Raw genomic sequence first — 11,973 nt, forward strand, 5'->3', positions numbered from 1 at the left:
TTCACCCGGCCGTCGCCCACTGGTCGACTCGACATGGATGAATGCACCGTGCCCTCTGCCGCAACCCCATCCCGCGTTCTGGCCGCGCTCTTCGCGCTCGCGCTCGCCGCGGGCCTCGCCACCGTTCCGAGCGCGGCCTACGCCGACGACGTGAACGGTCTCTCCGCCTCGCCGTCGAACGGCACGAGCCGCGATGGCCGCACCCGGTTCGACTACCAGGCCTCTCCCGGCCAGGACCTCACCGACGCATACCTGGTGCGGAATACGGGCACGACCCGTCAGAAGATCACGGTCTTCGGAACGGATGCCTTCAGCAACGACGACGGCGACTTCGCCCTCCTCGACACCGTCGAGCAGCCGAGCGACGTCGGCGCCTGGATCACCTTCAGCGGCAAGGAGCGGGTCGTCCTCGACCTGAAGCCCGGCGCGGAGAAGGTCGTGCTCTTCACCGTGCACGTGCCGGACGACGCGACCCCCGGCGATCACGCGGGTGGCGTGGTCGTCTCCGCCGTCTCTCAGGACGGCAGCCTCACCGTCGACCGCCGCGTGGCGACCCGCATCTACCTGCGGGTCCCCGGTGACCTGCAGGCGGGGCTCTCCGTCTCGGGGCTGCAGGCGGACTACCAGCAGGTGGTGAACCCGTTCGACGGCAGCGTGCAGGTGACGACGACCGTCACCAACACGGGCAACGTCGCACTCGGCGCGAACATGGTGTTCGGGGTGAACACCTGGTTCGGCATCGGCGCGACCGACATCGTGCGGCAGGAGCTGCCCGAGCTGCTTCCCGGCGGATCGCGCACCCTCACGGTGACACTTCCCGGGGTCGCGCAGCTCGGCTACCTCGACGCCTACGTGCGGATGATCCCCACGGTCGACCCCGGCGCGCTCGATCCCGGCCCGCTGCGCGAGGTCTCGCGCGACACGGTCGTCATCGCCTGGCCGTGGTGGCTGCTCGCGATCCTCGTGGTGGCGCTCATCGTGTTCGCGGTGATCCGGCTTCGTCGCCGGAGCGACGAGAAGCGTGCCGCCGCCTGGGTCGCCTACACCGAGGCCGAGGCGCAGCGGAAGGCCGAGGCGTCTCCGGACGCGGCCGACGGCGCCGAGGCGGCTCCGGTCGGCGCGGGCACCGGGCAGCCGACGCCATGATGCGTCGCCGGCGCGTGCTGGCCGCGCTCCTGTTCGGCGCACTTCTCGCCACGGCGTCCGCGTCGGCCGCGGTGGCAGCCGACGATCCGGGTGGCTTCGATCTCAGCGTCGAGGTGCTCTCGAGCGGCACGCCGAGCCCGTCGCCCAGCCCCTCGCCGAGCGGCGACTCATCGGATCCGAATGGATCGGGCGGCGGAGGCTACGGGTCCGGTTCCGACGAGCCCGACCCGGTGGAAGAGCCCGCGCCCGAACCCGCGGAGCCGGATGAGACCGGCATCCCCGGTGTGCTCTACGTGAGCGGTGTCGGCACCGCGTCCAGCTGGTCGTGGCAGACCGTCGGCCAGGCGCTCGTCGCGAACATCTCGGTGCGCAACGCGTCGAGCGAGACCTTCGACACCTCCGTGTCGTTCCGGCTCGAGAACCCGTTCGGCGGCCTCATCGCGAGCTCCGAGAAGATCGCGATCCGGGATCTCCGGCCCGGTGAGCAGCGGACCGTTCGCGCGCGGCTCGACGGCGCGGGGCAGTGGACGTACCTGCACGTCGTGGCGACCGTCACCCCACCGGCGGCGCTCGCCGCCGATGCCGGGCCGCTCATGCGCGAGACCTGGGTTCTCGTGCTGCCGTGGGCGGGCGGCGTGCTTGCGGTCGTCGCTCTCGCCTCCCTCGCGATCGTGCGGATCGTGCGCGGTCCGCGGCGGCTCAGGATGCCCGGCGCTCAGCCCACCGGGGCGCCCGCATGACACTCGCGCCCGAGAAGGAGGTCGAGGCGGCGACCGTCGTCACGGAGCAGCCGCCCGTCCAGGGAGCGCCGAAAGCGCCGCGCCCGCCGCGTGGCCCGCGACCCCCGAAGCCTCCCAAACCGCCGCGGCGACCGCCCAGCGCCGCGATCGTCTACGCGCCGCTCACACCGGTGCAGGTCTTCGCGCGATCCTCGTTCGCGCTCGTCGCGATCCTCGTGCTCGGGTTCGTGGCCGACATCGCGCTGCTGAGCGGCGTGCAGCACGCGTCGTCGCAGCAGCAGCTCCTCAACACCTACCGTGAGCAGCTCGCCGAGGGGACGGCGCCGGTGAGCGAGGGAGACGTCGACGACCACCTGCTCGCCGACGGCGTGCCGGTCGGCATCATCCGGATCCCCGCGATCGGCGTGGACGAGGTCATCGTCGAGGGCACCTCCGCGGGCGACCTCATGGCCGGCCCCGGTCACCGTCGCGACACGGTGCTCCCCGGGCAGGAGGGAACCTCGGTGCTGTTCGGGCGCGCCGCCGCCTACGGCGGGCCGTTCGGCCGGATCGAGTCGCTGCAGCCGGGTGACGCCTTCTCGGTGCTGACCGGGCAGGGGCTCATGGAGTTCGAGGTGATCGGGGTGCGGTACGCGGGCGACCCGGCGCCTCCCGACCCGGAGGCGGGGGAGAGCCGCCTCGTGCTCGTCACCGCCCGCGGTCCCGCGTTCGCGCCGTCGGGCGTCGCGTACCTCGACGCACAGCTCGTCGGCGACGCGAAGCCGCAAGGTGCCCGACAGACCACGGGCGCCTCGCTGCTGCCCTCCCACCGGGCGCTCGCCACCGACCTGACCACGGTGTGGGCGCTCATCTTCGCCCTCCAGTTCCTGCTGCTGGTCGAAGCCGCGGCGGTCTGGGTGATCCCGCGCATCGGCGGGCGGAAGGCGTGGATCGTCTTCGCGCCTCTCGCCCTGCTCGGCGGGCTGTGGGTCTCCACCCAGCTCGTCCTTCTCCTCCCCAACCTGCTCTGAACGGACCGACATGACCGACACCACTCCTACCGAGCACCTCGAGCTCGCCGAGCCCGAGGACATCGACGAGCCGCACGCCTCGGACGAGGACGCGGAGGTGGCCGACCCCGAGGCGCCGGACGTGGACGCCCTGGAACCCGAGGCGCCCGACGCCGAGGTCGTTCCGGAATCCGACACCTACGTGCTGCCCGCCGTGGATGCCGAGCCGCCGTTCTGGAAGACCGCCGTCGAGCGCTCCCGAGAGGCGGTGACCCGCTCGTTCGCGGTCGTCGGCGGCTTGCGCGAGCGCCTGCCGCATCCGGCCCCGCGGCAGCTTGCCGTGGCCGATGCGCCCGCGACCCTCGCGACGCTCGAGGCGCGGGGCATCACCGCCTGGTTCGGCGACCACCAGGTGCTCGACCGGGTGTCGCTCACGATGCCGGCGGGCGTGATCACCTCGCTCATCGGCCCGTCCGGATGCGGCAAGTCGACGTTCCTGCGCATCTTGAACCGCATGCACGAGCTCGTGCCCTCGGCGTCGCTCGCGGGCGAGGTGCTGCTCGACGGCGACGACATCTACCGCGCTGACCGCCCGCTGACCGCCGCACGCAAGAGCATCGGCATGGTGTTCCAGAAGCCGAACCCGTTCCCCGCGATGTCGATCTACGACAACGTGATCGCGGGCCTCCGGCTCACGGGTGTTCCGGCCGACCGCGACCGCAAGGACGAGCTCGTCGAGACCTCGCTGCGCCGTGCCGGCCTCTGGAACGAGGTGAAGGACCGCCTCCGCGCTCCGGGCGGCGGGCTCTCCGGCGGGCAGCAGCAGCGGCTCTGCATTGCGCGTTCGCTCGCGGTGATGCCGCGCGTGCTGCTCATGGACGAGCCGTGCTCCGCCCTCGACCCGACCTCCACCCGCGTGATCGAGGAGACGATGCTCGAGCTCGTCGACGACGTCACGATCGTGATCGTCACCCACAACATGCAGCAGGCGCAGCGCGTGTCGACCCAGTGCGCGTTCTTCCTCGCGTCGCAGGGGCAGCCGGGCGCCATTGTGGAGCACGGTGACACGGCCGCGATGTTCTCGGATCCGATCGACTCGCGCACCTTCGACTACGTCACCGGACGCTTCGGCTGACCCCGTCGGGCCCCACGTCCGAGCGGGCGCCGAGCGGCACGTAGGCTCGACGGATGGCGCATCTTCTGGGGGCTGAAGGCATCTCGCTCGCGTTCCCCACGAAAGACGTCTTCGACGACGTGACCGTCGGGCTCGACGAGGGCGACCGGGTGGGCGTGGTCGGCCGCAACGGCGATGGCAAGTCGACGCTCCTGCGCATCCTCGCGGGGCGTCAGCAGCCCGACTCGGGCCGTGTCACGGTCCGTGGCGGCACCCGGATCGGGATGCTCGACCAGGCGGACCGCCTGCCGGATGACGAGACGATCCACCATGCGGTCGTCGGCGACCGCGCGGAGCACGAGTGGGCGGGCGACGCGAAGGTGCGCGACGTCGTGCGGGGCCTGCTCGGCGACCTGCCGTGGGATGCGCGGATCGGCGACCTCTCGGGCGGCCAGCGGCGGCGAGTGGCGCTCGCCGCGCTCCTCAGCCGCGAGTGGGATGTGGTCTTCCTCGACGAGCCGACCAACCACCTCGACGTGGAGGGGGTGGCGTGGCTCGCCCAGCACCTGCGGTCGAGGTGGCCGCGCACACAGGGCGGACTCGTGGTCGTCACGCACGACCGATGGTTCCTCGACGAGGTGTCGACGGCCACGTGGGAGGTGCACGACGGCGTCGTTGAACCATTCGAGGGCGGCTACGCCGCGTATGTACTGCAGCGGGTGGAGCGCGACCGGATGGCGGCGGCATCCGAGGCGAGGCGCCAGAACCTCATGCGCAAGGAGCTCGCCTGGCTGCGCCGCGGTGCACCCGCCCGCACGAGCAAGCCGAAGTTCCGCATCGACGCGGCGAACGCGCTCATCGCCGACGTGCCCCCCGTGCGCGACCGGGTGGCGCTGGAGCAGCTAGCGACCTCGCGGCTCGGCAAAGACGTCGTCGACCTGGAGGGCGTGAGCGTGGCCTATCCCGATGCCTCGGGCGAGCCCCGCGAGGTGCTGCGCGACGTGACGTGGCGCATCGCACCGGGCGAGCGCACGGGCGTGCTCGGGGTGAACGGCGCCGGAAAGTCGACGCTGCTGGGCGTCGTCGCGGGCACGGTGGCGCCGACCAGCGGCCGGGTGAAAACGGGCAAGACGGTGCGGATCGCGGTGCTCGATCAACGGCTCGCCGAGCTCGACGACATCGCATCCGATCGGGTTGCGGATGTCGTGGCCCGGCAGCGGGCGAGTTATCGCGTGGGCGGGGGAGCGGAGCTGACGCCGGGGCAACTGCTCGAGCGTCTCGGCTTCACGAACGCGCAGCTCTCCACTTCCGTGAAGGATCTCTCCGGCGGCCAGAAGCGGCGTCTGCAGCTGCTGCTGATCCTGCTCGACGAGCCGAACGTGCTGATCCTCGACGAGCCGACCAACGACCTCGACACCGACATGCTCGCCGCCATGGAGGACCTGCTCGATTCGTGGCCGGGCACGCTCCTCGTGGTGTCGCATGATCGCTACCTGCTCGAGCGTGTGACGGATCAGCAGTACGCCGTGCTCGGCGGCCACTTTCGTCACCTCCCCGGCGGAGTCGACGAATACCTCTCCCTGAGGAGTCAGTTTCTGTCGTTCCAGGCCGTGCCGGAGCGACCAAAAGTGACACCTCAGCGAGCGGATGGGGGGACGGCGCAGCCGCCGGCGTTGGGCGGCGCCGAGAGGCGCGCCGCAGAGAAAGAGCTTGCGGCGATCGAACGGCGGATGGCGAAACTCGCCGAGGCAGTCGCCGAGCAGCACGCCGCTTTCGCGGCCGCCGACCAGAGCGACTACGCCCAACTGCAACGCCTGCAGGCGGCGCTCGCGGCACTCGAAGCCGAGTCGGCCGAGCTCGACGAACGATGGCTCGAGGTGGGCGAGCTGCTCGAGCGCTGAACGATCAGCGGGCCAGGCGCGCCCCGATGAGGCGGCGCTCCGCATCGTTGGCGGTGAGTTCGAGGGCTCGCAGGTCGGCGGCCATCGCCTCATCCTCGCGGCCGAGTTCGCGCAGCAGCCGGGCTCGCACCGCGTGCCACAGTCGGTAGTTCTCGAGGCGCCCGCGCACCGCATCCACTTCGGCGAGAGCGGGCACGGGGCCCGCGACCTGATCGAGCACCACCGCCCGGTTGAGGCGAACGATCGGCGACGGGTCGTAGCCGAGGAGCATGTCGTAGAGCACGAGCATTTGCAGCCAGTCGGTGTCGGCGAGCGACGACGCATCGGCATGGCAGGCGGCGATCGCCGCGTGCAGCTGCCAGCGTCCCGGGGCTCGCAGCCGCGCGGCGCGGTCGAGCTCGCCGCGTGCCTGAGTGATGAGAGACACATCCCACCGGCCGCGGTCCTGATCCGCGAGCAGCACGAACTCGCCGTCGACGGCCCGTGCTCCTTCCCGCGCCCGGTGGAACAGCAGCAGAGCCTGCAGGCCCGCCGCCTCGGCCTCACCGGGCAGCGCTCGCGCCACGACACCCGCGAGCCAGATCGCGTCGTCGGCGAGGTCACGGTCGGCCTCGGCCCCGGCACCGGCCATGAGGTGCGCGGAGTCGTACATGACCGAGATCACCGCGAGCACGATGTCGAGCCGCTCCGCGCGTTTGTCGGGCTCGGGGATCCTCAGCGGGATCCCCGCGTCGGCCATCTTCCGCTTCGCTCGTGAGATGCGCTGCCCGACGGTCGCCTCGGGCTCCAGAGTCGCGCGCGCGATCTGGGCGGTCGTCACGCCCAGCACGGCACGCAGGGTGAGAGCGAGCTGCGACTCCGGGGCGATCGCCGGATGGCAGCATCCGAACAGCAACGGCAGCCGTTCGTCGGCGTCGGCCGCGGTGTCGGAGGGGTCGACAGTCTCCGAGTCGAGCAGCGCCAGCTTGGCGCGATAGCGGGCCTCCCGCCGAAGCCGGTCGACCGCGTTGTGGCGCGCGGCCTGCATGAGCCAGCCGCCCGGGCGCGGCGGCACGCCCTGCCGCCTCCACTGCCGCAGAGCTTCCTCGATCGCCTCGGCGGTGGCCTCCTCGGCGACGTCGAGGCTGCCCGTCGATGCCGCCAAGGTGCCGACGATGCGCGCGGTCTCCTCGCGCACGAGCCGGGCGAGCTCGCGATCGGATACCGCGGGCCGGGCGCTCTGGTCGCCCGGCGCCGCGGCATCCTCGGGGGTCACTGCTCGAACTGGTCGTAGTTGGTGACCATCGGGCGGATCTCGACGGCGACGCCCGGCAGTTCGAGCGACGGCCACGTCTTCACGATCGCGATCGCCGCATCCAGGTCGGGCACGTCGAGCACGGAGAAGCCGCCGATGATCTCCTTCGCCTCGGAGAACGGTCCGTCGGTGACCACCGGACCGTCGGCGCCGTGGCGCACGGTGGTGGCGGTGGAGACGGGCTGCAGTTCGGCGCCGCTGTCGGCGATCGAGTCGGCGTTCTCACCGAACCAGCGGTAGATGCGCTCGTACAGGTCGGTCTGGGTGGTGGCGGTGACGTCCTCGGCGAGCGAGGGGGTGGAGGTAAACATGATGACGTACTTCACGGGTCGTCCTTTCGTCATGGGAACCGTGTCATCCGTACAGCGAACGGGCAAGACCGATTTCGACAACGGGAGCGTGGATTTTTCGACCCCGCATCGAGGTCGGCTCCTTGCCCGCGGGCCCTCCATGCCGACCGATCCGCGAGCGAGTCGAGCAGGTAGTTCGCCAGGACGCCCGCCGCCAGTGCGACCTGCTCGGGTGAGATGGCGAAGATCACGGCGCGCGACGACAAAGCGTCCGCCCTCGAACCGCGCTGGCTGGAGCTCGGCCAGCGCCTCGAAGGCTGAATCCGGCCTCCACCCACGATGCCTTCGGTCGAGTTTTAAAGAATTGGGACGTAGCGGATCCTCGTCTTGCCGATAGTGTTTGGACCCGATTGATCTCGAGATGTGGAGGCTCCCTTGGCCCCAGAACTGGATCCCCATGTCCTTGCGGTGCTTCCTGATAGGAGCAGTCGCGAGAAGTACGGGCAACTTGTCGATCTGATGCGCCTACTGGCGGACTGCGTAATCGCAAACGACTACACGATCCCAGACTCCATGAATGAGGCCATTCATTTGACGTCGGCAGGCGATTCCGTTCTGAACAAGGTCGCTACGGCCAAGTCGGACCGCGTGCCTCCGAAAGAAGCCAGGTTGATGTGCGCGCTTGCCATCGGAAGTGATCAGCTCTTCGTGGACCTTCTGGAAACTGATATTGATGCACTCGCGGCATCGGTATCTCGGCAGATTCGAGACGGCAGAATCCGCTTTCCTCTGACTTATGGGCGGGACGCATACGACGCGTTTGCGCGCTTGTATGACGAGAGCAAGCCGCAGCTGACGTACGAAGAGACTCAGGAGTATCTGGACCAGTTGCCTCAAGGAGTCCACCAGTACGGCCAGTTCGTGACTGGGCCCTACGGGTTGTTGAGTTCCGCTTCTCGGAGACAAATATCTACAGGTCATCGAGTGGAGGCATTTCACTGCTCTGATCCAATGTGTGACGTGGTTCACACCACGTACTTGACCACAAGTGCACAGGCGGGTATCAATCGGCATCGAAGCAAGTTCAATGAAGTGCTGGACGCCGAGCCGGATCCTGTCACGGATTGGTTCCGTGTCGCGGACGAGGTGCGCGACCTCGACGCGGTTGTCTTCGCGGACGCAGCGGTGGGTGTCGTGGCTACACTTCTGGGCGATGCGCTCGCCCTAGAGGAACTCCGCGACCTCGTGGCCTTTCTCCTCGATGAGACCTCCGGGAAGCTCCGCGCGAGGGTTGCTGAGATCGCCGAGGTGCGGTCGGCTCGAGAGTTTGTCGAGGTTCTTGGGCGTGCAGAGTTGATGCAGGTTGCCCTGCTTGCTTCGGAGAAGTCGATTCATGCCGCACTCGATGATCTCGTTGCCAATCGACGCATCGAGATTCCATTGGGTGAGGTGCGCCGCCCGGTGGTCAATCGTGAGCGACGGTCCGGCGCATTCGGTCTATCGCCCGAGCTGGGTCAGTTTGGTGTCAGATTCGTTTCGCGTGATCCGGGGTTCGCGACGTTGCGGCTGAGGCATGAACTAGCAATGGCATTCGACCTCGATGAAACCTCCGAGCGAGAAGAACTTGATTGGCAACTTCGTGAGATCGAAGGCGAGAACCTGGAAGAGAAGCTCGACACGTTCTTTCGCGTTACCGAGCCCTCGGAATGTGTAGAGAGGCTAGTTCTCCACCGCCGAGTGAACGTGGAGCGGGTGTCGAAGAGTCTGCGCATCCCAACTGAACGGATGCCGACCGACGCGGACGTGATTGAGCGGATTCTGTGGAAACTTGGATATCCCCTTCATGGTGACGAGGATCCTCGCCGCGAGTTTTGGCGACTCCACGAGCGCCTCACGGGCCTTACCAAGTCGGCACATACTCCCGGTTCGCGGGAGACGGAGGAGTTCCTGGGCGTCGCCGGGAAGTTTTTTCGAGAGCTAGAGCGATTCCTGTCGGAGTCCCTGGCGTTCACGGCGTGGGCTCTGCTTCACGACCATCCGCAAGATGCGCATCCGTTCGAATACGGCCTGGACGCCGACCACGCGCGCGGCATGGAGTTCGTCCAGCGAGCGTCCGATGAGTCTACCGATCGAGTGATGACCTTTGACTACCTGAGTGATCGGCTCGACATCTACACGCTGACCCGCGGTTTTGGGTTTCTATCGAAGCACCTTGCGCGCTTAAGCAAGACTCCCGGTGCCGATCACCGCCCCGATTACCAGATGCCGGCATATTCGCGGGGCAGTCAGCTCAAGAAGTATCCGTTCGGTTCCACGGTCCCATTCCTCAATCTGACGCCTCACAGCCAAAGCAAAATCGCTAATGCACTTCATTCAGTCTCCCAGTCGCTCCAGCGCGGCAAAGTGAATGAGATTCGAAACGAACACCAACATTATCGAAAGACTGCCTCAGGGGTCGAGCAGATCGAATCAGCACTGCGTGAGATCGAGTTGAGTGCCCGGACTCTCGAAGTTGCGGGATTCGGCTTGGTGCAGTTCCGAGTCGAGGACGCGGTGAACGATCGATGGGGGCGAAGTGAGCACTATTTTTCAGCTCCCCGAGGCGCAAGACACGTGATCGCGCGTCCTTCAAGCTACGACTGGCTTGGACTCCCCGACCTAGACTTGCCCCAATATGTCCTATCGGCGGCGGTGTTTGCAGAGCCGAACGAAGTGCTTCGGTTTGCGCGACGTCTGGACAGCGAGTACACGCGGATGTGGGCTGGCATTCCGGCGCGGCGGAAGCCCCGCGGCAGCGCCCTTACTCGTGACGGCGTAGAACACGCGGGCGCCGAAGTCCTTGGTGGTACAGGGGAGTAGTGGTTTGCTGGGCAGCTGCGTAGGTGACTAGTCGTAGATCGGCTATTGCCTGCTAGCGGCTAGGGCTGCGCCCGTAGTCAGCCGACGATGAGCGCGAGCCCGCTCGCCCCGCACGAGCGCACCGACTCGCCGCCGGGCAACTGCGTCGCAACCGAGATCGGATGCGCGTCCCGCAGCGGTGCGAGAGCCTCCGTCAACCCAGCGAGCCGCAGGATCGCGCCCGGCTCCCGTCGGGCATCCGTCGCCGTCACGATGCGGCCTGCGGCGTTGACGATCGCGGCCGGGGCGTCGAGGGCGCTGAGCGCCGGGAGCAGGCGCGACTCGATGCGCTCGACGAGCGCGTCGCATCCGACGACCCCCAGGAACTCACCGTCCGCGACGATCGGCACCGTCAGGGTCACCGTGTAGTCGTCGGTGCAGAGGTAATCGACGTACGGGCCGGTGAGGTGACGGGCACCCGTGCGGAACGGGACGCGCCACCATTCGAGGGCCGTGTAGTCGCGGAACTGGTCGCTCGTCTCGTCGTCGACGGTCGCGAGCCGGCGTACGCCGGAGCCGGGCGAGCCGAGCCACCAGGCGAGATGCCAGTGGGCATCCTCGAGCAGACCGGGCGCGGCGACGAACCCCGCACCCGTGATGAGCGGATCGTCCGTCACGGCGGGAACAGCGAACGCCTCCACGAGGGGGTCGATCCGGGCCGCGCTCAGCTGCTCGGGCGCCGCGAGATGCCCGGCGAGTTCCGCCCGCCACACGTCGACCGTCGCGTACAGACCCTCGATGATGCTCGCCACCTCGTCGGCGGCGCGGGCAGGGGTGTGGAGCACTGTCGTCGTCATCGCAGGCCTCCCGGGGGTCGGGCTGCGCCCGCATCGAGACGCAGCTTCTCGTCGATGAGCCACTCCGTCGCATCCTCGATGAGGTCGAGGATCGCCGCGCGCGCATCCGTGGGGGACACCTCCCGGATGGCGGCGATCGTCTTCGCGCGAGCGACGGCGGTGCGCTCACGGTACTCCTCCTCGCGCAGGCAGAGCCAGACCAGAGGCCCAGCCTCCGACTGCAGGCGCACTTCCTCGCGCACGAGGCGGGGCGACTGGCTGATCGCCGCGACCTCCAGCTGGAACCGCAGCACGGCTCGCCTAGCTCCGCCCTCGGTCGTGAGGTCCGCCTCCTCGTGGATGCCGACGAGGCTCTCGAGGTCGTCGTCGCTTGCTCGTTCCGCGGCCAGCTCGGCGGCGGTGCCGGCGATCGCCGAAAGGTGCACCGAGAGGTCGCGCAGCTCGATGCGGGAGTGGCCCTGGAGGCGCGCGTCGAGGGTGCGGGCGGCGGCCTCGCGGTCGTAGGTCACGAAGCTTCCGCCGTCGCGACCGCGGACCGTGCGGACCATGCCGTTGTCGCGGAGCGACTCGAGCGCGTCGCGGGCGGTCACGAGGGCCACCCCGAGGGAGCGGGCGAGCTCTGCCTCGCTCGGTAGGCGCTCGCCGTCGCGCAGAAGGCCGCCCACGATCGCATCGCTCAGGCGTCGCGCCACGAGCTCTGCCCGGGCGGTGCCGTCGTCGAGCGGCGCGAAGACGACGGAGCGGGTGGCATCCCGGTGTCCGGGGGAGCGGGGCATGGCTGCGTCGTCCTGTCGGGGGTCGGCT

Annotated in this window: 10 protein-coding genes; 6 read left to right on the top strand and 4 right to left on the bottom strand. The window is 68.8% G+C overall.

Translation table 11 applies throughout. From position 1 onward, the window contains the following. Positions 1 to 48: 48 nt before the first annotated feature. The 5 genes from FVQ89_RS06230 to FVQ89_RS06250 all read left to right on the top strand — a co-directional run bounded on the left by FVQ89_RS06230 (position 49) and on the right by FVQ89_RS06250 (position 5,890). Positions 49 to 1,146, top strand: a complete 1,098-nt coding sequence (locus FVQ89_RS06230; RefSeq protein WP_187264929.1) for a WxL protein peptidoglycan domain-containing protein — start codon at positions 49 to 51, stop codon at positions 1,144 to 1,146. Further along, entirely contained in the window at positions 1,143 to 1,886 is a 744-nt protein-coding gene (locus FVQ89_RS06235; RefSeq protein ID WP_147900989.1) for a hypothetical protein, read from the top strand. Before FVQ89_RS06230 ends, FVQ89_RS06235 begins: the two co-directional genes overlap by 4 nt. Then, positions 1,883 to 2,896, top strand: coding sequence for a sortase (locus tag FVQ89_RS06240; protein WP_147900990.1), 1,014 nt, complete (start codon positions 1,883 to 1,885; stop codon positions 2,894 to 2,896). The genes FVQ89_RS06235 and FVQ89_RS06240 overlap by 4 nt, the downstream gene beginning before the upstream one ends. Positions 2,897 to 3,215: 319 nt before the next feature. Continuing rightward, on the top strand, positions 3,216 to 4,010 hold the full coding sequence (locus FVQ89_RS06245) for a phosphate ABC transporter ATP-binding protein (RefSeq protein ID WP_222706070.1): 795 nt from the start codon (positions 3,216 to 3,218) through the stop codon (positions 4,008 to 4,010). Positions 4,011 to 4,063: 53 nt separating this feature from the next. Next, positions 4,064 to 5,890, top strand: coding sequence for an ABC-F family ATP-binding cassette domain-containing protein (locus FVQ89_RS06250; RefSeq protein ID WP_147900991.1), 1,827 nt, complete (start codon positions 4,064 to 4,066; stop codon positions 5,888 to 5,890). A 4-nt stretch (positions 5,891 to 5,894) separates the two neighbouring features. Here the strand turns inward: FVQ89_RS06250 and FVQ89_RS06255 are convergent, their stop codons facing one another. Both FVQ89_RS06255 and FVQ89_RS06260 read right to left on the bottom strand, forming a co-directional pair. Further along, the gene (locus tag FVQ89_RS06255; RefSeq protein WP_147900992.1) at positions 5,895 to 7,145 is read right to left on the bottom strand and encodes an RNA polymerase sigma factor; all 1,251 of its coding nucleotides are present in this window, start codon (positions 7,143 to 7,145) and stop codon (positions 5,895 to 5,897) included. Continuing rightward, complete coding sequence (locus FVQ89_RS06260) at positions 7,142 to 7,510, bottom strand: YciI family protein (protein ID WP_147901528.1); 369 nt, start codon at positions 7,508 to 7,510, stop codon at positions 7,142 to 7,144. Before FVQ89_RS06260 ends, FVQ89_RS06255 begins: the two co-directional genes overlap by 4 nt. A gap of 399 nt (positions 7,511 to 7,909) precedes the next feature. Here FVQ89_RS06260 and FVQ89_RS06265 point away from each other — a divergent pair, with 399 nt between their 5' ends. Continuing rightward, complete coding sequence (locus tag FVQ89_RS06265) at positions 7,910 to 10,333, top strand: hypothetical protein (protein WP_147900993.1); 2,424 nt, start codon at positions 7,910 to 7,912, stop codon at positions 10,331 to 10,333. A gap of 77 nt (positions 10,334 to 10,410) precedes the next feature. On the opposite strand, the gene FVQ89_RS06270 is transcribed toward FVQ89_RS06265, so the two are convergent. Beyond that, entirely contained in the window at positions 10,411 to 11,169 is a 759-nt protein-coding gene (locus FVQ89_RS06270; RefSeq protein ID WP_147900994.1) for a cache domain-containing protein, read from the bottom strand. Beyond that, complete coding sequence (locus FVQ89_RS06275) at positions 11,166 to 11,945, bottom strand: FadR/GntR family transcriptional regulator (RefSeq protein WP_147900995.1); 780 nt, start codon at positions 11,943 to 11,945, stop codon at positions 11,166 to 11,168. The genes FVQ89_RS06270 and FVQ89_RS06275 overlap by 4 nt, the downstream gene beginning before the upstream one ends. Positions 11,946 to 11,973: the final 28 nt, after the last annotated feature.

Origin of the sequence: Homoserinibacter sp. GY 40078 (assembly GCF_008017545.1) — a bacterium.
In the GTDB taxonomy this organism is placed as follows: domain Bacteria; phylum Actinomycetota; class Actinomycetes; order Actinomycetales; family Microbacteriaceae; genus Homoserinibacter.

Coding starts and splice junctions, on each gene's coding strand:
- FVQ89_RS06235 (WP_147900989.1), top strand. CDS start 1,143: ATGATGCGTCGCCGGCGCGTGCTGGCCGCGCTCCTGTTCGGCGCACTT.
- FVQ89_RS06240 (WP_147900990.1), top strand. CDS start 1,883: ATGACACTCGCGCCCGAGAAGGAGGTCGAGGCGGCGACCGTCGTCACG.
- FVQ89_RS06250 (WP_147900991.1), top strand. CDS start 4,064: ATGGCGCATCTTCTGGGGGCTGAAGGCATCTCGCTCGCGTTCCCCACG.
- FVQ89_RS06270 (WP_147900994.1), bottom strand. CDS start 11,169: ATGACGACGACAGTGCTCCACACCCCTGCCCGCGCCGCCGACGAGGTG.
- FVQ89_RS06275 (WP_147900995.1), bottom strand. CDS start 11,945: ATGCCCCGCTCCCCCGGACACCGGGATGCCACCCGCTCCGTCGTCTTC.